25 protein-coding genes are annotated in these 21644 nt (G+C 40.4%); 14 read left to right on the plus strand and 11 right to left on the minus strand.

Going from position 1 to position 21644, the window contains the following annotated elements:
- Positions 1-29: 29 nt before the first annotated feature.
- The 3 genes from recR to HLH16_RS10940 are packed head-to-tail and all read right to left on the minus strand — an operon-like array spanning position 30 to position 2199.
- On the minus strand, positions 30-626 hold the full coding sequence (recR, locus tag HLH16_RS10930; RefSeq protein ID WP_131291003.1) for a recombination mediator RecR: 597 nt from the start codon (positions 624-626) through the stop codon (positions 30-32).
- Between the two features lie 12 nt (positions 627-638).
- The gene (locus tag HLH16_RS10935; RefSeq protein WP_131291005.1) at positions 639-968 is read right to left on the minus strand and encodes a YbaB/EbfC family nucleoid-associated protein; all 330 of its coding nucleotides are present in this window, start codon (positions 966-968) and stop codon (positions 639-641) included.
- Positions 969-1011: 43 nt separating this feature from the next.
- Positions 1012-2199, minus strand: a complete 1188-nt coding sequence (locus HLH16_RS10940) for an O-succinylhomoserine sulfhydrylase (RefSeq protein ID WP_171529353.1) — start codon at positions 2197-2199, stop codon at positions 1012-1014.
- A 138-nt stretch (positions 2200-2337) separates the two neighbouring features.
- Here HLH16_RS10940 and HLH16_RS10945 point away from each other — a divergent pair, with 138 nt between their 5' ends.
- The 10 genes from HLH16_RS10945 to HLH16_RS10990 all read left to right on the plus strand — a co-directional run bounded on the left by HLH16_RS10945 (position 2338) and on the right by HLH16_RS10990 (position 10328).
- A complete protein-coding gene (locus HLH16_RS10945) occupies positions 2338-3429 on the plus strand; it encodes an alpha/beta fold hydrolase (protein ID WP_171529389.1) in 1092 nt (363 codons plus the stop codon).
- Between the two features lie 10 nt (positions 3430-3439).
- On the plus strand, positions 3440-4312 hold the full coding sequence (locus HLH16_RS10950) for an NAD(P)-dependent oxidoreductase (protein ID WP_171529354.1): 873 nt from the start codon (positions 3440-3442) through the stop codon (positions 4310-4312).
- Between the two features lie 81 nt (positions 4313-4393).
- Positions 4394-4663, plus strand: coding sequence for a YARHG domain-containing protein (locus tag HLH16_RS10955; RefSeq protein WP_067724748.1), 270 nt, complete (start codon positions 4394-4396; stop codon positions 4661-4663).
- Between the two features lie 32 nt (positions 4664-4695).
- Positions 4696-5109, plus strand: a complete 414-nt coding sequence (locus tag HLH16_RS10960; protein ID WP_171529355.1) for an HIT family protein — start codon at positions 4696-4698, stop codon at positions 5107-5109.
- Positions 5110-5363: 254 nt separating this feature from the next.
- Positions 5364-6473 carry a porin gene (locus HLH16_RS10965; RefSeq protein WP_171529356.1) on the plus strand — a complete coding sequence of 370 codons (1110 nt, stop codon included), beginning with the start codon at positions 5364-5366 and terminating at the stop codon, positions 6471-6473.
- A gap of 510 nt (positions 6474-6983) precedes the next feature.
- Complete coding sequence (cydP, locus tag HLH16_RS10970; protein ID WP_171529357.1) at positions 6984-7175, plus strand: cytochrome oxidase putative small subunit CydP; 192 nt, start codon at positions 6984-6986, stop codon at positions 7173-7175.
- Positions 7175-8761, plus strand: coding sequence for a cytochrome ubiquinol oxidase subunit I (locus HLH16_RS10975; RefSeq protein WP_171529358.1), 1587 nt, complete (start codon positions 7175-7177; stop codon positions 8759-8761). The genes cydP and HLH16_RS10975 overlap by 1 nt, the downstream gene beginning before the upstream one ends.
- Entirely contained in the window at positions 8758-9903 is a 1146-nt protein-coding gene (gene cydB / locus HLH16_RS10980; RefSeq protein ID WP_171529359.1) for a cytochrome d ubiquinol oxidase subunit II, read from the plus strand. The genes HLH16_RS10975 and cydB overlap by 4 nt, the downstream gene beginning before the upstream one ends.
- Before the next feature lie 23 nt (positions 9904-9926).
- Positions 9927-10028 (plus strand): cytochrome bd-I oxidase subunit CydX, encoded by a 102-nt coding sequence (gene cydX / locus HLH16_RS10985; RefSeq protein WP_002120988.1) that lies wholly within the window; start codon positions 9927-9929, stop codon positions 10026-10028.
- Between the two features lie 3 nt (positions 10029-10031).
- Entirely contained in the window at positions 10032-10328 is a 297-nt protein-coding gene (locus tag HLH16_RS10990; RefSeq protein WP_131291022.1) for a cyd operon YbgE family protein, read from the plus strand.
- 95 nt (positions 10329-10423) lie between these two features.
- Here the strand turns inward: HLH16_RS10990 and rodA are convergent, their stop codons facing one another.
- The 6 genes from rodA to pyrG form a co-directional block, all read right to left on the minus strand.
- Complete coding sequence (rodA, locus tag HLH16_RS10995; RefSeq protein ID WP_171529360.1) at positions 10424-11560, minus strand: rod shape-determining protein RodA; 1137 nt, start codon at positions 11558-11560, stop codon at positions 10424-10426.
- Positions 11561-11643: 83 nt separating this feature from the next.
- On the minus strand, positions 11644-12336 hold the full coding sequence (gene ispD / locus HLH16_RS11000; RefSeq protein WP_250850272.1) for a 2-C-methyl-D-erythritol 4-phosphate cytidylyltransferase: 693 nt from the start codon (positions 12334-12336) through the stop codon (positions 11644-11646).
- On the minus strand, positions 12326-12721 hold the full coding sequence (locus tag HLH16_RS11005) for a septum formation initiator family protein (RefSeq protein WP_214646690.1): 396 nt from the start codon (positions 12719-12721) through the stop codon (positions 12326-12328). The genes ispD and HLH16_RS11005 overlap by 11 nt, the downstream gene beginning before the upstream one ends.
- 16 nt (positions 12722-12737) lie before the next feature.
- The gene (gene eno, locus HLH16_RS11010) at positions 12738-14027 is read right to left on the minus strand and encodes a phosphopyruvate hydratase (protein ID WP_131291030.1); all 1290 of its coding nucleotides are present in this window, start codon (positions 14025-14027) and stop codon (positions 12738-12740) included.
- A 45-nt stretch (positions 14028-14072) separates the two neighbouring features.
- On the minus strand, positions 14073-14930 hold the full coding sequence (gene kdsA, locus HLH16_RS11015) for a 3-deoxy-8-phosphooctulonate synthase (RefSeq protein ID WP_171529362.1): 858 nt from the start codon (positions 14928-14930) through the stop codon (positions 14073-14075).
- A 35-nt stretch (positions 14931-14965) separates the two neighbouring features.
- The gene (gene pyrG / locus HLH16_RS11020) at positions 14966-16606 is read right to left on the minus strand and encodes a CTP synthase (protein WP_131291034.1); all 1641 of its coding nucleotides are present in this window, start codon (positions 16604-16606) and stop codon (positions 14966-14968) included.
- 226 nt (positions 16607-16832) lie between these two features.
- Here pyrG and HLH16_RS11025 point away from each other — a divergent pair, with 226 nt between their 5' ends.
- The 3 genes from HLH16_RS11025 to HLH16_RS11035 all read left to right on the plus strand — a co-directional run bounded on the left by HLH16_RS11025 (position 16833) and on the right by HLH16_RS11035 (position 18657).
- Positions 16833-17258: an internalin gene (locus HLH16_RS11025; RefSeq protein WP_171529363.1), complete on the plus strand. Its 426-nt coding sequence runs from the start codon at positions 16833-16835 to the stop codon at positions 17256-17258.
- 260 nt (positions 17259-17518) lie between these two features.
- Positions 17519-17995 carry a CinA family protein gene (locus HLH16_RS11030; RefSeq protein WP_171529364.1) on the plus strand — a complete coding sequence of 159 codons (477 nt, stop codon included), beginning with the start codon at positions 17519-17521 and terminating at the stop codon, positions 17993-17995.
- Between the two features lie 2 nt (positions 17996-17997).
- A complete protein-coding gene (locus tag HLH16_RS11035; RefSeq protein WP_171529365.1) occupies positions 17998-18657 on the plus strand; it encodes an aminotransferase in 660 nt (219 codons plus the stop codon).
- A 13-nt stretch (positions 18658-18670) separates the two neighbouring features.
- Here the strand turns inward: HLH16_RS11035 and prpC are convergent, their stop codons facing one another.
- On the minus strand, positions 18671-19807 hold the full coding sequence (prpC, locus tag HLH16_RS11040; protein ID WP_171529366.1) for a bifunctional 2-methylcitrate synthase/citrate synthase: 1137 nt from the start codon (positions 19805-19807) through the stop codon (positions 18671-18673).
- 24 nt (positions 19808-19831) lie between these two features.
- Complete coding sequence (gene prpB / locus HLH16_RS11045; protein ID WP_067724715.1) at positions 19832-20707, minus strand: methylisocitrate lyase; 876 nt, start codon at positions 20705-20707, stop codon at positions 19832-19834.
- 248 nt (positions 20708-20955) lie between these two features.
- Here prpB and HLH16_RS11050 point away from each other — a divergent pair, with 248 nt between their 5' ends.
- A complete protein-coding gene (locus HLH16_RS11050; protein ID WP_171529367.1) occupies positions 20956-21606 on the plus strand; it encodes a TetR/AcrR family transcriptional regulator in 651 nt (216 codons plus the stop codon).
- Positions 21607-21644: the final 38 nt, after the last annotated feature.

Here is a 21644-nt window from a genome sequence, read left to right on the forward strand (position 1 = left end):
CAAAAGTGATGAAATAAGTACCCTGGCACTTATTTCATACGCATGCGGTTATGAACTGCCTGACTTAAAGTATGACTATCCACATATTCAAGCTCTCCCCCTTGAGGAACACCTTGAGCAATACGGGTCATTTTCAAAGGTAAATGCTTGGTGGCTTCTACCAGATAATGTGCAGTTGCCTGACCTTCCACAGTGGCATTGGTTGCCAGTATCACTTCAGAAACGCCACCTTGGCTTAAGCGCTGAATCAAATATGGAATACCGATTTCTTCAGGACCAATCCCATCCAGTGGGGATAAATGCCCACCCAGTACATGGTATTTGCCACGAAAACTGCCACTTTGTTCAATCGCCATCACATCTGCAGGTGATTCCACCACACAGAGCAGCTGATCATCGCGTTCATGGGACAGGCAAATATCACACACTTCATTTTCAGTCAGTGAATGACAAACGCTACATTCATGAATATAAGTGGTTGCTTCATTTAAGGCATGCGCCAAACCGACTGCACCTTCCCTATTTTTCATGATCAGGTGTAATGCCATGCGCTGAGCCGATTTCGGCCCAACACTTGGCAAAATACGTAAAGCTTGTACCAGTTGATCAAATCGATCACTAAACACTCAACGTATTCCTTAGAATAAACCAGCAAGGCCTGGTGGCAAGCCCATACCAGAGTTAGCCGCTTTCATTCGTTCTTCAGAAACCGCTTCAGCCTGACGCGCAGCATCGTTCATGGCAGCAGCGATCAAGTCTTCAATCATATCGGCATCTTCTTGAAGAAGTTCAGGATTGATTTCGATACGTTTTACCACGTTACGGCAAGTCATGGTCACTTTTACCAGACCACCGCCAGCTTCAGCATGAACTTCAGTTTGCGCCAGTTCTTCTTTGGCTTTTTTCATGTTGTTTTCAACATCTTTCTGCATGCGCTGGGCTTGCTGCATCAACATATTAATGTTCATAAAATTCTCCGAACAACCAATTTCTAAATCAATATCTATAAAATTAGATTAAATCTAAACCACGACTAATGTCGCGAATAATATCATCAATATCTTCTAAACCAACAGAAACGCGAATTAAACCTTCACGAATACCGGCAGCTTCTTTCGCTTCCGCTGAGAGTTTACCGTGAGTTGTGGTGGCTGGGTGAGTAATTGTCGATTTCGCATCACCTAAATTACCAGTGATAGAAATAAATTGGGTATTGTCGATGACTTTCCAAGCCCCTTCACGACCACCTTTCACTTCAAACGAAACAATACCGCCAAAACCGGTTTGTTGTTTCGCTGCAAGCTCATGACCGACATGTGAAGGCAAACCAGCGTAATAGACTTTTTCAACTTTTGGATGAGTATTCAGGAATTCAGCCAGTTTCTGTGCACTTGCTGAATGTTCACGCATACGTAAACGCAAAGTTTCCAGACCTTTCAAGAATACCCAGGCATTAAATGGGCTCATTGATGGTCCGGTGGTACGTACATAACCAAACACTTCTTCAAGCAGTTTGTGATTACCCACCACAGCACCACCAAGTGCACGACCTTGACCATCTAAGTATTTAGTCGCGGAATAAACCACCAAGTCTGCGCCAAATTTAATCGGTTGTTGCAATACCGGGGTACAGAAGCTGTTATCAATCGCAAGTAATGCACCATGGGCATGTGCAAGATCAGCCAAAGCTTGAACATCAGCAACTTCAGCAAGCGGATTGGATGGAGATTCTACAAACAAGAGTTTGGTTTCAGGCTTGATAGCATTTTTCCATGCTTGCAAATCTGTCAAATCGACAAAATCAACAGTTACGCCAAATTTAGCCACGTATTTTTCAAACAAAGATACAGTCGAACCAAACACAGCGCGTGAACAGATGACATGATCGCCCATTTTCAAATAGGACATTGCAACAGCCATAATTGCTGCCATACCAGAACTGGTCGCCACAGCACGTTCAGCACCTTCCAGAGCAGCTAAACGCTTTTCGAACATCGCTACAGTCGGATTGGTGAAACGTGAATAAATATTTCCCGGTTCTTGCCCCGAAAATTTAGCGGCTGCTTCTGCTGCATTTTCATAAACAAATGAAGATGTCAGGAAAATTGGCTCGCCATGCTCACCTTCAAAACTACGTGTATGACCTGTACGAATGGCTAAAGTATCTAATTGGTATTCAATGTCGTCTTGTTGGCTCATCTTTCCTACCCAGTCCTTGGACTGCCGTTGCTAATAATTGCCAACATTTTGAGCGCCTATGGCATTTAAGGTCAAGGTATAATGCACAAATATCGCCTACACTTCGATCAATCCACCCATATGTTAGTACCCGCAGCAATGATTCAAGTTAAAAATAAAATTGCCAAGCACAAAAACAAACTTAAAAACCTGTCGACCAGTTTGTTTAATTCAAAATCGCTGGTTTTATCGCAAACTACGCCCTATGAAATCATTGCAGAGTACAAACAAACCTGTGTGCGTTATTACGCCTCACCAGATAAACAATATAAAGAACCTCTCGTATTCGTTGCTCCTCTAGCCATCAACATGGCCATTTATGACTTGTACCCTTACCGTTCGTTGGTGAAGCATTTTCAGAATAGTGGTTTTGATGTCTATTTAGTCGAATGGGGGCAATACAACTATAAAGATCGCTTCCTTAATTTCATGTCATTCATTGATGATGCCATTCCCCATTGCATTGCCCAAATTCGTCAACATTCAAACAGCGATGAAATTTCACTGCATGGCTGGAGTATGGCCGGTGTATTTGTCATGCTGTATTGCGCACTGCATAAACCGAACCACGTTAAGAATTTAATTGTATTGGGCAGTCCGGTAGACAGCCATGCCTCAGGTCGTACCGGTAAACTTTTTCAAAAAGTCAATCAACTGATTGCCAAAAATAAAGCTCTGCAAAACAAAATTTATTCTGAAACTTTACCAAAATCCCTGATCCATACTCCGGGAGTATTAAATTCATTCGGGTTTAAAATTATAGACCCTATAGGATGGATTCAAAGTCAGAAACAGCTCCTACTTAATCTGGATAACACGCAAGCCTTATACGAACATGCCACAATGGGACACTTCCTCAACCGTATGATTGATTATCCTGGCGGTATCAATCAGGACATGATTTTTAATGTCTGGCTACAAAATCCGCTCAAAAATGGCGTTATCCAATTACAAGATAAGAATATCGAATTAAAAAATATTGAGTGCTCTGTATTGGTGGGTGCGGGCCGTAGCGATCAGATCGTATCTGTAGAAGCAGTTAAGCCTTTAATTGAATTGACAAATAGTCAAGATGTCACGTTTACTCTCATCCCGGGTGGTCATTTAGGGCTGATGTCGAGCCAATCCAGTGCCAATGAGTTCTGGCCATTTATGACCACCTGGTTAAAACACAGATCAAGCAAAATATAAAGGAAACATCATGATTCAGTCAGTTGCATTCATCGGCTTAGGGGCTATGGGTTACCGCATGGCAGCCCATTTGCCTCAACATTTCGACACGGTCTATGTCTGGAACCGCAATTTCGAAAAAGCCAAACAGCATGCAACTGAATTTGGCACGCAAGCAGTCGAACTTGAACAGGCGGTTCAAGCAGACATCATTTTTTCTTGCTTACCAACCAGTAAAGAAGTCGAAGACCTCATTACCAGTGTCAAAATTAAATCTGGTGCGGTATGGGTCGATTGCACCAGTGGTGTTCCTGAATCGGCAAAAAATCTGGCAACGCAACTCAAATCACAAAATGTAGATTTCCTTGATGCTCCTGTCAGTGGGCAAACCATTGGCGCTGAAAATGCCACCTTGACGGTAATGATTGGCGGAGAAGCTACAGCTTTTGAACAGGCCCTGCCCGCAATTCAAGCCTTCGGCAAACTGATCAAACATGTCGGTGGCCCGGGTTCAGGATTTGCAGTGAAAGCAGTAAACAATATGTTGTTGGCTGTAAATCTGTGTTCAGTGGCAGAAGGTTTTACTGCACTTAAAGCACATGGCGTAAACTTAAATGAAGCATTAGATTGTATTAATGCCTCCAGTGGCAAAAGCGGTGTAACGGAAACGGTTTTACCGCAGCGCATTTTAAATCGTAGTTTTCCACTGACCTTTGCCCTCCCATTATTAGCCAAAGATACCGGGATTGCTTTAGACTTGGTTCGTGAAGCTAAACTTTCTGCGCCAGTCATTGCCCTTACTCAAAGTTTAATTCAGGCTTCCAGTGATTTAGCAGAAAAAGACAGTGACTTTTCTAGCGCTGTAAAAATGTACGAATCATGGAGTAAAATTACACTTGAGTAATAACTCGCCATTGAATAATGATAACGAAACCTAATATTGTGATTATGTGTTATACACAATGTTCTTACAGAGGAAACTCTCATGACTAAGTTAAGTGTTGCAATTTTTGCTAGTGTTGCAACTTTTATTGGGGCAAGTGCTTTTGCAGCAACGCCAGAGCAAGAATGTCAAAAATTGAAAAATGACCATGATGTCATTTACGCATCTAAAGGTTTTTGCTTTAAAGATCCTGATGCTAAGGCGAAGTTTGGCAATGATAATTGCTATACAACTAAACCAAAATTTTCAGAAAAAGAGCAACAACGACTTGACGCCATCAAAGATCGTCAGAAAGAATTGAACTGTAAATAATTACAGTACACAATCACTTTCAAGGATTAGCCATGCTTTACGATGATCAAAATATTTTTGCACGAATTATCCGCAACGAAATTCCTGCAATTAAAGTGTATGAAGACGATCAAGTTCTCGCTTTTATGGACATCATGCCGCAAGCTGAAGGTCACACGCTGGTCATCCCTAAAACACCGGCTATAACATTGCTTGATCTACCTCCTGATGCTGCTGCTTATACCATTCAAATTGTGCAAAAAATTGCCCAAGCGATGGAAATAGCACTTGAAGTAAAAGGCATTGTACTGATGCAACTTTCAGGTGCATCCGCAGGTCAAACTGTGCCGCATGTACATTTTCACCTCATTCCAAGTTCGGTTCATGAATTAGGCAAACATGCTTTACACATGGGTGATCAAGAAAAAATTCAAATGTTGGCGGAAAGAATTAAAGCCGCACTTTAATTTAAAATGAATTCAAAAAATGGAGCTTCGGCTCCATTTTTTTATAAATACAGAATAAGAAAAGAAAGAATTAGCCTTCATATTTAATCCATACACGTCACAAAACTGTCATTTATTGTTCACTTCGTTGTCACAAACATTACAGATACTGCATAGCAAGTTGGTTAGCTTTTGTAACTTTTTGTACCTAAGCAAACTAAAAAAGTGTCAAGCAAGGCTAACGCCATTTAGAACAATGTTTTGGAGAAATCTCAATGAAAAAATTGCTTCTCGCTGCTGCAATTACAACTTTAAGCTTAAGCGCAGCACAAGCAGCGCCAACTTTGTACGGCAAATTAAATGTTACTTTAGATCAAATCGATAACAATGGTTTTAAAGACGAAAGCGTATCAAAAGTAAACTCAAATGCTTCTCGTATTGGTGTAAAAGGTGAAGAAAAACTAACTGACAAATTATCAGCAGTTTATTTAGCTGAATGGGCAATCTCTACTGATGGTTCTGGCTCTGACACTGATTTAAGTGCCCGTAACCGTTTTATTGGTATTAAATCTGATGGAATTGCGACATTAAAATTCGGTAAATACGATTCTTATTTCAAAACAGCTGCAGGTAATAACCAAGATATCTTCAACGATCACACTGAACTAGACATGACTTCTATTTTAGCAGGTGAAGATCGTTTAAATAACGTGATTGGTTTTGAAACTGATAAAAAATTATTAGGTGGTTTAGCATTCAACATCATGTTCCAACAAGGTGAAGAATCCTCTACTACTAACAATGCAACAAATGGTCTAGAAGACAGCCGTGATAGTTTTGGTGATGGAATTTCAACGTCGCTTACCTATGACAATAAAGATCTTGGTTTGGCGGCTGCAGTTGCCGGTAACTTCGGTGTTGCATCTAAATACAGTGCTTACAGCTTAAAAGATATTTATACTGATGCTATTCGTGTAACAGGTTCTGTAGATTTAACTAAAATGGGAGTTAATGGCTTAGTGTTTGGCGCATTATGGCAAACAGCTCAACCTACAGATGATACAGTATCAACATCAGCTGCAAGTGGCACTCCTCCTGTTACTACAATCACCTCTTATAAAGGTTTACAAGAAGATGCTTATGGTGTAACCGCTGCTTATACCATCCCATCTACGCCAGTGAAATTAAAAGCAGAATATATTTCTACAAACACTGAATCTGATGGTCGTGCAGATCGTAAGCAAGATCTTTATGGTATAGGTGCAGACTATCAAATCAACAAACAAGCACGTTTCTATGGCGTAGTTGGTCAACAGAAACGTGACTGGTTGGTTAAAGATGATAAAAAAACTGTGATCGGTCTAGGTATGGAATATAACTTCTAAGCCAAAAGCCATAGCACACTAAAGAATATTTCATTTAAATGTACTGATTTTTTAACCGCATGCTTAACTCAAAAAAGACTACCTACGGGCGGTCTTTTTTATTTCTCAAAAATAAAGTATTTAAAACGATATCTGCATTATTTTCTTTTTTAAATTATTAAACCCTAATTAAAAAACAGATTAATCTTACTTAATAAATATTATTTCAAATACCAATTTTCAATAATATGCAACAATTTTGGTCGGATTTTACATAATACATAACTGTTTTAGTCAACTTTAAAAATAATACATGATCATTTTAGTTGGGATTTAAAAAATCTTAATACAGAGTATTTAACTCAACTTTAAACCCATAAAAATTAGTTTATTTTTTAACACCACCCAACAATAAGCTATTGTTTTTATTAATTTAAATAATATATTTTCACTTTAACTGTTTAATCTATTTATTTTTAGTTACTTTTTGTTTAATAATATCCATTATGTTTTAAAAATAGGCTTATTTGCATGAGCTTAATACCAAAAGATTTTAACCAACGATTAGTTCGCGAGATAACAATCATATTAATAATTAAGATTGTTCTCTTGTTGACGATTAAACATATCTGGTTTGACACCCCTACTATTCCCAAAAATTTTGACAATCAAGTTGCCGAGCACATTGCCGGCAGTCCTTCCCCAATCAAGGAGACACGTTGATGATTTCTGAAAGCGTGGTCGATCTTTCGCGGTTCCAATTTGCAATGACCGCGATGTATCACTTTATTTTTGTACCTCTTACTCTTGGTCTCGCTTTTATTCTTGCCATTATGGAAACCACCTATGTGATTTCCGGTAAAGAAATTTACAAGGACATGACCAAATTCTGGGGAAAACTCTTCGGTATTAACTTCGCTTTAGGGGTGACCACTGGTTTAACCATGGAATTCCAGTTTGGTACAAACTGGGCATATTATTCGCACTATGTGGGCGACATTTTTGGCGCTCCACTGGCGATTGAAGGCCTAATGGCATTCTTCCTGGAATCGACTTTTATTGGTCTATTTTTCTTCGGGTGGGATCGACTTTCTAAAGTTCAGCATTTAGGCGTAACCTGGCTGGTTGCTCTCGGTTCCAATATGTCAGCACTCTGGATTCTGGTTGCCAATGGCTGGATGCAAAACCCGGTCGGTTCAGCATTCAACTATGAAACCATGCGTATGGAACTGGTCGACTTCGGTGCGTTAATTTTCAACCCTGTAGCTCAGGTGAAATTTGTCCATACAGTTTCTGCGGGTTATGTGACTGGTGCAATCTTTGTATTGGCGATTTCAAGTTTCTACTTATTGAAAAAACGCGATGTTCCTTTTGCACGTCGTTCTTTCGCCATCGCTGCCATTTTCGGTTTAGCCTCTACACTTTCCGTGATCCTGTTAGGTGACGAATCGGGTTATGAGTTAGGTGATGTTCAAAAAACCAAACTTGCTGCGATTGAAGCGGAATGGGAGACTCACCCTGCTCCTGCGCCATTCACATTGTTTGGTATTCCTAATCAACAAGAACAACGCACTGACTACGCCATCAAGATTCCATATGTAATGGGTATTATTGCGACACGTTCTTTAGATAAAGAAGTAACAGGTCTTAAAGACCTCATGGTTCAACATGAAGTCCGTATCCGTAACGGTATGCTTGCTTATGATCAATTGGAAAAACTCCGCGCAGGTGATAAATCTCCTGAACTGAAAGCGGCATTTGAACAAAATCAAAAAGACTTAGGCTATGGCTTGCTTCTGAAAAAGTATTCTCCAAATGTCGTGGATGCATCTGAAGAACATATTAAATCTGCAGTGAAAGATACCATTCCAAACGTAACAGCACTGTTCTTCTCGTTCCGTGCCATGGTTGCTTCAGGGTTCCTGATGTTACTTCTGTTCATCATTGCGACTTATGCCGTGGCAAAACGCAATGCAGAAAACAAACCTTGGTTACTTAAATTTGCCTTATTTTCTCTACCACTACCATGGATTGCAGCACAAACCGGTTGGTACGTAGCAGAAGGTGGCCGTCAGCCGTGGACGATTGGTGAAGTACTTCCTACACACTTGTCTACCTCTACATTAAGTACTGGCGACATCTGGGGGTCAATCATTGCACTGGCTGCATTCTATACCGTGCTGCTTATTATCGAGATGTACCTGATGATCAAGTTCACTCGCCTAGGGCCAAGTTCTTTACATACTGGTAAATACCATTTTGAAAAACTTGAAGCACAAAACAAAGTTCATGGGGAGGCTCAATCATGATCGAATATGAACTTCTCAAAATTATCTGGTGGGTATTGGTTGGCATATTGCTGATTGGTTTCGCCCTGACCGATGGTTTCGATATGGGCTCGATGGCTATTATGCCATTCGTAGGTAAAAATGATGACGAACGTCGTGCGGCAATCAATACGATTGCCCCACACTGGGACGGTAACCAAGTCTGGTTTATCACTGCCGGTGGTGCACTGTTTGCTGCCTGGCCAATGGTTTATGCAACCGCCTTCTCAGGCATGTACTGGGCCCTACTTCTGGTCTTGTTCGCCTTGTTCTTGCGACCTGTCGGTTTCGATTACCGCTCCAAGTTAGAAAACACCAAATGGCGTAATTCTTGGGACTGGGGTTTATCAATTGGTGGTGCAGTTCCTGCACTGGTCTTTGGTGTCGCATTCGGCAACATGTTCCTGGGTGTACCTTTCACTTTAGATGAAACTGTACGTTCAACCTATACAGGTAGCTTCTTTGCCCTACTTAACCCATTTGCGATCGTCTGCGGTCTGGTTAGCCTATCAATGCTATGTGCACATGGTGGTGCATGGCTGATGCTTCGTACTGATGGTGATTTACGTGCACGTTCTGCCAAAGCAACTCAAATCATGGGCATGCTGTTCTTAGTCTGCTTCTTGGGTGCAGGTGCATGGTTATACTTCGGTGGTATTGAAGGTTATACCTTGGTACAACCATTTGATACCAATGCGGCCGCCAACCCATTAGCCAAAGAAGTGCTTACCAATGGCAACCACGGCTGGATGAACAACTACACTACCTATCCAATTACAATGATTGCGCCTATCATGGGTATTCTTGGTGGCATCATCGTGGTACTTGCGGCAGGTAAAAACAAAGCAGGTTTCAGCTTCCTCGGTTCAAGTCTTGCTGTCATCGGTTCAATCTTGACTGCTGGTTTTGCATTGTTCCCATTCTTAATGCCATCAAGTCTTAATCCAGCGATTAGCTTAACGATGTGGGATGCGGTTTCGAGTAAAACCACCCTCACTGTCATGACTGTAGCTGCTTGTATTTTTGTACCACTAATCTTGTGCTACACCACTTGGTGTTACTACAAAATGTGGGGTGTGATCACCAATAAACACGTTCAGGATAATTCACACAGCCTTTACTAGGCTTGTGTGCAAGGAGAATAGATATGTGGTATTTCGCTTGGATTCTTGGAATTTTAATGGCGTGTTTTGCAGGGGTACTCAGCGCCCTTTACATCGAACATCATCAAGATCTGGATGAGGAATAAAAAATGACTGAAGCTGCAATAACAACAGAGACCAAGAAGCCGAACAAGTTTGCAATGGCCATTTCATTTTTGTTGGCATTGCCGCTTGCAGCCGTTTTATTGATTCATCCAGCGATGATGCTAGATGCAAATGGTGAATATAGTCACCGTACCATGATGTATATCATGATCGGTATTTCAGGTGGCTTTATTCACGGTGTAGGTTTTATTCCAAAGTTTTGGTTATGGAAATGGTTATTCAGTCCATTTCTGGCATGGCCACTGATGCTTTGGGGTTACTACACCTGGCTCTTCACCTAAACAAAAAAGCCCTCGATTGAGGGCTTTTTTGACACTGTCATTTATTAAAAAATAACGATCAAGACTGTAGGTAGATTTATAATATTTTCAACTCATCAACGATGAGTATGAATTGACATCACAATACCCATACTTGCCAGTAATGAAATAACCGCTGAACCACCATAACTCATCAACGGCAATGGATCTCCAGTGACGGGTAAAATACCGCTGGCCATGCCCGAGTTTAAAAATACAAAGAAGAAGAACGTCAATCCAATGGTGCCGGCAAATAAACGACCAAAATTGTGGAAGCTATTCAACCCAATCATTAAGCAACGAATAATAATGGCCGCAAAAAGACTGAATAATAAAAATACCCCAATAAAACCATATTCTTCAGCATAGGCCGACATAATAAAGTCAGTATGATGTTCAGGTAAGTAACCCAAATGCGACTGCGTCCCGGTCAAATACCCTTTACCGGTTAAGCCGCCAGAACCAATGGCAATTTTGGACTGGATAATATTCCAGCCTGCACCCAATGCATCCGACTCTGGATCAAACAAAGTTAAAACCCGTTTCTTTTGGTAAGTTTGTAACAAGAACATCCAAATAAGCGGTGCTGCCACTGCCAGTGCCGTCAATGCACCCAAAATTAGGCGCCATGACATCCCACAAAGAAATAAAGCAAAAATACCGGGAATAATGAGTCCAATATTCAGGTCAGGTTGCAAAGCCACCAACACAAAAGGAAACATCATTAACATGAGTCCAATGGCAATCTGCATAAATGTGGGTGGAAAAGCACGACGGGAAAAAAACCAGGCCATCATTAACGGCATGGCAAATTTCATAATCTCACTGGGCTGCATACTTCCGATGCCCGGAATAGTCAGCCAACGCTTGGCACCCAAACGGGTATCACCAATGAGCAGCACCAATACCAACAGCACAATGCCCAGTATATAAAAATAAGGGCTCGCTGCCTGATAGACTTTTGGCGGAATCTGAGCACATAAAAACATGATTATAAAGCCCACGCCAAAACTTGTGGCTTGGCGGATGACCATGCTGCTATCTTGCATGGTTGCACTATAGACCACCATCAATCCCAGCACTGAATTCAATAAAAGAAAACAAAGTAACCATGGATCTAAATGTAATCTAGTCCATCTTGATGAATCATGTTTAATGCTTCTACCATCACGTAAAGAGTGACGTAAAAAACGATACTGAGGTGATGGTATCATTTGAAATATTTGAGTGTTTAAATGCGATGCCAAAGTATAAATTTAAAGCTCTAGAGATAATACATCTGAAGCCATTTTTTATTTTATTTTTGTACTGTTAAAATCAATTTTGCAAGTTCCAGATCATCAGAATAAGTGATTTTGATATTGTCTGAACGACCCTGCACCACTTTCACGATTTCCCCCACATACTCCAAAGCACTGGCTTCATCAGTAATCGTGATGCCATCCTGCAACGCTTTTTCAATAGCATGCTTCAATATGCCTAACTTTGAAATTTGCGGGGTCTGTGCTTGCCATAAATAATCACGGCTCACGGTTTTATTAATAGTATTGGCTTGTTCAACCCGTTTTAAAGTATCACGTACCGGAATTGCCAAAATCGCACTACAGTTTTCTTGTATTGCAGTATTCACTAAACGATTCAAACAATCTTGGGTGACACAAGGACGTGCAGCATCATGCACAAAAACCAAATCATCAGGTGAAGCAATTTGACTTAAATAAGTCAGAGCATTCAGAACAGAATTCACCCGTTCTGCCCCACCGACACAAAAATAAGCTTTATCGGGCTGAGCAAAATTCAATGTTTTTGCAACCGAATCATCTTCACTGATCGCCAATACATAACCTGAAAGTGGCAAATCATTCAAACGACTGATCGTATGTTCTAATACCGTTTGACCTTGAATCATCTGATACTGTTTAAGTTCAGTTTTAGAAAAACGACTCCCAGAACCTGCAGCAGGAATAACCGCCCAAATTTTATGGCGCATTTGCGGGTGGTGCTCCCGTACCGTCTTCATTTGTTCTTAAATCAACTTTGGCATTGGGGTCGATATAAATGGGTTTATAGTTTGTACCAATCATGCTCATTTGCACAAAAGTTTCATGCGGCTTGACCAAACCGAGATCTAAACGTGCATGTTCTTCAATGGCTTCAATACCATTTTTCAAGTCATAGACTTCAGCAGCTAAAACACGGTTACGTTCTTTTAATTCCGCATTTATTTCTGTTTGTTGTTGAATTTTTTCGGCTAATTTTTGATGGTCATGATAACCACCTTCGCCAAACCAGAATAAATACTGAAACCCTGCGATCAAAATGATCGCAAGGCCCAATAATACTTTACTCGCAGTGGAGTTAAATATACTTAACATAAATCGCATTAGTCGCTTAGTTCAAACCTTTGAATTCAGCTTTACCGCGATATGCAGCATGAGTCAATTCTTCAATACGAAGCAATTGGTTATATTTAGCAACACGGTCAGAACGACACAATGAACCTGTCTTGATTTGACCCGCTGCTGTACCGACTGCAAGATCCGCGATTGTAGAATCTTCAGTTTCACCTGAACGGTGTGAAATCACAGTAGAGTAACCATTTGCTTTAGCAAGATAGATTGCATCTAAAGTTTCAGTCAAGGTACCGATTTGGTTATATTTGATTAAGATCGAGTTACCGACTTTCTCATTAATACCACGTTGTAAAATCTTAGGATTCGTTACGAATAAATCATCACCAACCAACTGGATTTTGTCGCCCAGGATTGAAGTCAGGTAAGACCAACCTTCCCAGTCAGACTCGTCCAAACCATCTTCAATCGAGATAATTGGGTATTGTTTTACCAAACCAGCTAAATAGTCAGAGAATTCGTTGCTTGTGAATGCCTTGTTGCCTTCGCCCGCAAGAATGTATTGACCATTTTTGTAGAATTCTGAAGATGCACAGTCAAGCGCAAGCATGATGTCAGAACCTGCTTTGTAACCCGTTTGACCAATTGCTTCAAGAATAACCGTAATTGCTTCTTCGTTCGAACGTAAGTTCGGTGCGAAACCACCTTCATCACCAACTGCAGTGTTTAAACCTTTTTTGTTTAATACTGATTTAAGTGAATGGAAGATTTCAGCACCCGCACGTAGCGCTTCAGAGAATGAAGTGAAGCCTACTGGCTCAATCATAAATTCTTGAATATCAACGTTGTTGTCTGCATGTGAACCACCATTGATGATGTTCATCATTGGTACAGGCATAGTCAAAATCGTTTGACCACGAAGATCTGCGATGTATTGGAAAAGAGGAATTTTCTTTTCTTCAGCAGCAGCACGCGCAGCAGCCAAAGACACCGCCAATGTTGCGTTTGCACCTAATTTTTCTTTGTTTTCAGTACCGTCTAAAGCGATCATCGTGTTATCGATGTCTTTTTGTTCGAATACTGATTTACCAACTAGAGCATCACGAATTAACGTATTTACGTTATTAACAGCAGTGCGAACACCTTTACCTAAGTAACGTGATTTATCACCGTCACGAAGTTCTAAAGCTTCACGAGAACCAGTTGAAGCACCAGATGGTGCACATGCACGGCCAACTACGCCAGATTCTAAGATTACGTCTGCTTCGATGGTTGGGTTACCACGAGAGTCCAAAATTTCACGTGCACGGATGTCAACGATTTGACTCATGAACAATTCCTCAGTTGATTGAATAACTAGATGCTATTAAAAGCATCAATGAGTATCTAACTTTTTGAATCCTTTAACCAAAGTATCCAATTCTTTTAATTGCGCCAAGAACGGCTCAAGCTGTGACATACGCAGTGCGCATGGACCATCACACTTGGCTTTTTCTGGATCAGGATGTGCTTCCAGGAATAAACCAGCCAAACCAGTTGCCATACCTGCGCGCGCAAGCGTGGTGATTTGCGCACGGCGTCCACCTGCTGAATCCGCACGACCACCTGGGGTTTGAAGCGCATGCGTGACATCAAAAAACACAGGAACATCCATTTCTTTCATGATGTCGAAGCCCAACATGTCTACAACCAGATTGTTGTAACCAAATGCCGAACCACGCTCACAAATAATCAGTTTGTCATTTCCCGCTTCCAGACATTTATGCAAAATATGGCGCATTTCATGTGGAGCAAGGAATTGTGCTTTTTTGATGTTGATGATGGCATCAGTTTTTGCCATGGCTTCAACAAGGTCAGTCTGGCGGCTCAGGAAAGCTGGAAGTTGGATAATGTCCACAACTTCAGCAACAGGAGCAGCTTGGTAAGGTTCATGTACGTCAGTAATGATCGGTACATTGAAATGTTTTTTAATGTCCGCTAACCACTCAAGACCTTTTTCCAGACCTGGGCCACGGAAAGAGTGCAAACTAGAGCGATTAGCTTTATCAAAACTTGCCTTAAATACATAGGGGATATCCAAACGTGTGCAGATATCAACATAAGTTTCAGCAATTTCAAAAGCTAAGTCTTTAGATTCAAGTACATTCATTCCGCCGAATAATACAAATGGCAAGTGGTTTGCCATTTGTATATCGCCTAAACGTACAATTTCTTGTGGTTTTAATTGCGACATTATTTAAACTTTCCTAGTTTATTCCTAGAGCAACATTATTTAGTTTTTTGATACTGTTTTTTAGCAGCGTCAATAAAGCTAGCAAATAATGGATGTCCATCACGTGGAGAACTTGTAAATTCCGGGTGGAATTGTACAGCAATAAACCAAGGATGTTGAGGAATTTCAACAGTTTCTACTAAATGTTGGACTGGTGAATAACCTGAAATTTTCATGCCCTTTTCTTCAAGCACAGGAATATAACGGTTGTTCATCTCGTAACGGTGACGATGACGCTCGATGATTTCTTCAGAACCATAAACTTCTGCAGTTTTAGTTCCTGCAACCAGTTCAGATTTTTGCGCACCTAAACGCATAGTGCCACCCAGATCAGAATCAGCAGAACGTTGCTGAACTTCACCGCGCTCATCTAACCATTCAGTAATTAAACCAATCAATGGAGATTTGGTTGAACGGTTAAATTCAGTCGAGGTCGCATCTGCAATACCGGCAACATTACGTGCGTATTCAATCACAGCCAACTGCATACCCAAGCAAATACCGAGGAACGGCACACCATTTTCACGTGCGAATTTAATCGCCTGCATTTTGCCTTCAGTACCGCGCTCACCGAAACCGCCTGGTACAAGAATCGCATCAGCATCTTGTAATACAGTTGCAATATCCTGGCTTTCAAGTTCTTCAGCATTTACGTAGTCGATTTGAACTTTAACGCGGTTTTTAATACCGGCATGTAAAAGTGCTTCGTTCACAGATTTGTAAGCATCTGGAAGTTCAACGTATTTACCAACCATCGCTACACGTACCGTGTATTCAGGATTCAGTAATGCTTCTACAACATTATCCCAATCTGTTAAATCAGCTTCAGGAAGATCATTATAACCAAAACGTTCACAGATTAAATCATCAACATTTTGTTCGTAGAATGTACGTGGAATCTGGTAGATCGAACGTGCATCTTTACATACCACAACGGCACGTGCTTCAACGTTGGTAAATAATGCAATCTTACGCGTAGTATCGGCATCTACATCGTACTCTGTACGGCAGATCAAAATGTCTGGCTGAATACCAATCGACAAAAGCTCTTTTACAGAGTGTTGTGTTGGCTTGGTTTTAAGTTCAGCTGCAGATTTGATATATGGCAATAATGTTAAATGCATCAGCATGGTACGTTTATGACCAAGCTCAACCATTAACTGACGAACAGACTCCATGAATGGGAGAGATTCAATGTCACCTACTGTGCCGCCAATTTCAACAATCGCAACGTCATAGCCTTCACCTGCGCGAAGAACACGTTCTTTAATATTATCCGTAATGTGTGGAATAACCTGAACAGTACCACCGAGGTAATCACCACGACGTTCTTTATTAAGTACGTCTTGATAAACACGACCTGAAGTAAAGTTATTCAGTTTGGTCATTTTCGCACGACGCAAGAAACGTTCGTAATAACCCAAATCTAGGTCAGTTTCAGCACCATCCTCTGTGACAAAAACTTCACCATGTTGGAAAGGACTCATTGTCCCTGGATCGACATTAATGTATGGATCCATTTTGACCATGGTTACTTTTAAACCACGGGCTTCTAAAAGTGCAGCAACTGAAGCAGCTGAAATACCTTTACCTAGTGATGAAACTACACCACCAGTCACGAAAATAAAATGGGTCATTGGGTTTCTCGTACAATCGAGCCTAAATCGGCCTGCAATGTTGCGCAATTTTACTTTACTCTGTACCTATAAAGCAAAGTCATTCCGCATCAATTCAAAGAACAATAAACAATTGGTTATTCTATCAGCATTTCCGATAAAAAATTAGAGGGACTTTATAGGATTTTCATCTTGGTATTTGCTGTTATAATACTTGCATCCTATTAATGCTTTGTTTTGTGCAATTATGAATAAAAAATTTTTGATTTGTGGCGCTATTGCAGCAGGTTTATTATTAACAGCGTGTGTAAAAAAGGAAGCACCGAAGGAAGATGAACAAGAAAAAGTTGAGACCACTCAACAAATTGAACAAGTCAATGAACCTGTTCAGTTACAACCATTAGATTCAGCTGAAAACACACAAACTGAAATTCCTGCACAGGTTGAAGTAGAACGTCAGGAAACTGCGAATACAACCACAGTCATTCGTCGTGAAGTAATTCAACCAGCGACCACTGAAGCGCCTAAAGCAGTGGCAGCAAAGGCTGAAGCGCCAAAAGCCGAAGAAAAACCGACTCAAGCAACGCCATCAAAATCAAATTCTGCAACTCAGTCTGAAGATGATGCTGTTGCTGCTGCAATTGCTGCGGCAACGCCTGCGCTTGAAAACTAAGTTGAATTTTAGTTTAAATGCAAAAACCCAGTGATTTTACTGGGTTTTTTATTGAATAATTCATTCATATTTGATCACTATGGTTGACAATTTAATTTTAATCCAAAAAAAATAATACTGCTAAAAATAGAAACCACGCTATTCTTTCAAATGAAAAAATGAATTAAAAAATTTAAAATTTAATACCTCCTACTCTACTGCAACACAAGAGCCGAGTGAGATTTGAGTTAAAATACAGATAATTTTTAGGATTTTTAATAATGTTAAAAAAATGTTGTGACCTCCTTGAACAACATCAATTAAAGATTGCTTTTATTGAAAGCGCCAGCTCTGGTTACCTTTCCAGTCAATTTTCTATTTGCAAGAACAGTGGTGCAGAAATTTTGCTGGGTGGACTGGTCAGTTATGATCCTTCCATCAAGATTGATATCCTGAATATTGATGCCGAGCTTATAGAAAAATACACGGCCGAATCTGCCGAAGTCACAGAAACCATGGCGATCCATGGGAAAAAACTATTTACTCACGCAGATATTGTTGTGGCTTGTACCGGCTTACTCAAACCTGGTGGTAGTGCAACAAAAACAAAACCCGAAGGCACTTTTTTTACCTCAATTTTATATTTAAATAAAACGCACAACTTTCATTATTTTATTGATGGAACGCCTTTACAGAGGCTTTCTGTCTTAACCCAGCATATTGCAGCAGAAATCATCAAACTCATTGATGGAGTTTAGTTATGTTAATATTCAAAACTTTTATATTCGGTTTAATCCTGCTCCCCTGCACCAGTTTTGCAACTGTGGGAGGACCTCACAATGTAGAATTCCTGGGTTATGATGCCAAAGACCAAAAAGTCTATCTACTCAAACACTATGAAGATGGTCGTGGTCGTCTGCCACAACTCTACTATTATCAATTTAAAAACAACAAACAGCCTGAAAAACTCATCCAGGTTAATTCGCTTTATATCAATCCAAAAACCAAGAAGATTGATTATGATCAAGACAGCACACAATTTAATAAAGACATTTTAAAAATTAAAAAAAGATTAACCGCTTTAATTGCTGTAAATAAAGCAACTGCCAAAGTCCAAATCGTGAAAAAAACGCGTGTACAAAAATCTGCAAGCTCCGGATTTGATGGTTTAATCACGGAATATCAGTATCGTTATAAAGTGGTTACACCGCAATTAAGTAGTCTGCAACATACAGCTAAAGCCTATAAACCCCACTTAAATATTTCACAAGCCTTCAAAATTCCGCAACACAACAAAATGGTTGTAGCGGTTAAATACTTAGGTATTCCTTTTGAAACAGGCTATAGCATTGAAGATCCTGTTTTACTCACACAAAAAAATAAAAAGCTAAAAAATAAAGCCTCCGAAGAGGCTTTATGACAATTTGAGAAATTTATGCTGCAGTACGCTCTGCAATCGGCACCACTTTACGTAATTCTGGACCGGTATAATCCGCACTTGGGCGAATAATACGATTGTCCGCACGCTGTTCCATCACATGCGCTGCCCAACCGGTTACACGGCTCATCACAAAAATTGGTGTGAACAATTTGGTTGGAATGCCCATAAAGTGGTACGCAGATGCATGGAAGAAGTCAGCATTACAGAATAATTTCTTCTCACGCCACATCACTTCTTCACAGCGTACAGATACAGGATAGAGTACTGTATCACCGACGTCTTTCGCTAAACGCTCAGACCAGATTTTAATGATGCCATTACGCGGGTCATTGTCTTTGTAGATTGCATGACCAAAACCCATGATCTTTTCTTTACGCTCAAGCTTGCCCAGCATTTCACGCTCAGCTTCTTCTGGAGACGTCCAGTTTTCAACCATTTCCATCGCTGCTTCATTGGCACCACCGTGTAATGGACCACGAAGTGAACCAATTGCACCGGTGATACACGAATGCATATCAGACAAGGTTGAAGCGCATACACGCGCAGTGAATGTAGATGCGTTAAATTCATGCTCTGCGTAAAGAATCAACGATACATTCATCACCTGTTCATGCAATTCATTTGGTTTTTCACCATGAAGTAAATGTAGGAATTGTGCACCAATAGAATTATCATCGGTATTTTCTTCAATACGTACGCCATCGTGGCTAAAACGATACCAGTAGCAGATGATTGCAGGTAAAGTCGCCAAAATGCGATCTGCAACATCTTGCTGTATATCGAAAGATTGTTCTGTTTCCAGATTACCGAGCATGGAAACACCAGTACGCATCACATCCATTGGATGCGAATCCGCAGGAATACGTTCCAGAACTTCTTTCAATGCCTGCGGCAAATGGCGAAGTGATTTCAATTTGGCTTTATAAGCAGCAAGCTGTTCTTTGGTTGGCAATTCACCAAAGAAAATCAGGTAAGCCACTTCTTCAAACTGACAGTTTTCAGCAAGATCTTGCACATCATAACCACGATAGGTTAAGCCTGCACCACTCTTACCTACTGTTGATAACGCTGTTTTACCTGCCACCTGTCCGCGCAATCCCGCGCCGGTGAGTACTTTTCCTTCAGCCATTTTTAATTCTCCATTTTGAATTATTTATTTAAACAATTTATCTAAGGTGTTTTCGAACGTATGATAATCAAGGAATTCGTAAAGTTCCTTACGTTGCTGCATCTTGTCCAATACATTAACTTGCGTACCATTTTCACGAATTGAGCGCATCACTTCCAATGCCGCTTTTTGCATTGCACGCGTTGCTGACAGTGGATAAAGTACCATACTGATCCCTTGTTCACCCAATTCATCTACCGTGTAATAAGGCGTATCACCAAATTCGGTAATGTTTGCCAGTACCGGCACACCTACCGCATCACACACCGTACGATACATAGTAATGTCAGTCATTGCTTCAGCAAAAATAGCATCCGCACCCGCTTCTACACAGGCACAGGCACGATCAATGACTGCCTGCAAACCTTCTTTTTGCAAGGCATCAGTACGCGCCATCACCACAAAGTTTGAATCGGTTTTCGCATCGACAGCAGCCTTAATACGATCAACCATTTCCTGCTGGGTCACAATTTCCTTGTTCGGACGGTGACCACAACGCTTTTGTGCAACCTGATCTTCAATATGAACAGCTGCAGCGCCTGCCGCAATCATTTGTTTAACCGTACGGGCGATATTAAATGCACCGCCCCAACCTGTATCTATATCCACCAATAAAGGGGTATCTACACGTTCAGTAATACGACGTACATCTTCTAGAACATTATCTAAACTGGTCATACCCAAGTCAGGTAAACCGTAAGAATAATTGGCAACTCCTGCACCTGAAACATAAATGGCTTTATAACCCACTTCTTTCGCCATCATGGCTGCGTAGGCATTCACTGTGCCGATAATTTGTAATGGTTTTTCCACTTCCAGTGCTTGTCTAAATCTTAAGCCTGCAGACATTTGTTGTGTCATATTCCTTTCCACAGTTTTCACTTTACTTATCGAATTCCGAGTATATCCATAAACTCCTTCATATCTATGACTATTTAGAATTTATACTCTAAAACTTTAGTCAAATATTCACCAAAACTATAGTGTTATTTCGATGCTTCATAATTGTGAGCAAATAAGACAAAACTGTTATTTTAAGAAAATGTGTACATATTTTTGCTATCATTGCAAATGATTTCATTTCTTTGATTATTGACGTTATAGACCATATGCACGAACTCGCTCAATTAGAACCCCTCGCTCGTGACACTCCACAAACAAAACGTGGTCATGAACGGTGTCTAGCGCTTTTACTCAGCGCAAATGAGCTATTTTTAGAACGTGGTTATGATGCAGTGTCTTTGGATGATATTGTCCAGCATGCTGGGGGTTCCAAAGCCTCCATTTACAAATTTTTTGGCAATAAAGAAGGTTTATTTACTGCCATTTGTGATTATCGTCGTGAGCAATTTTTTAAAGATATCTGCCTGCCGTTTGAACAAGATAAAGATAATTTAAAATCTTACCTGATTAATACCCTGCTTAATTTTCATAGACACCTATTACAACCAGAAAATGCAGCATTTATGCGTCTCATTTTAGAACGCACCCAACACAATTCAGAACTTGCTTTATATATTCACGAACAGGGTCCAAAACATATTCAAAATGCCATTGCTTGTGCTCTAGAAAAGGCGCATAACAATGGTCTATTAAAATGTGAACACCCTATTTATTCTGCCCAATTCTATTTTGGTATTTTACGAAATTTGGAATGGCGCATTTTAATGGGTATTCCAATTCAGGAAAATGATCAGGAAACGATCAAATACATCAACTATTGTGTTGATCGCTTCTTGGAAGGCCATCAAAAAGTCTAGTTTTTTTGCAATTTTGCCTGCTTATAGTATATTAATCG

The organism is Acinetobacter sp. ANC 5378, assembly GCF_013004315.1.
GTDB lineage: Bacteria > Pseudomonadota > Gammaproteobacteria > Pseudomonadales > Moraxellaceae > Acinetobacter.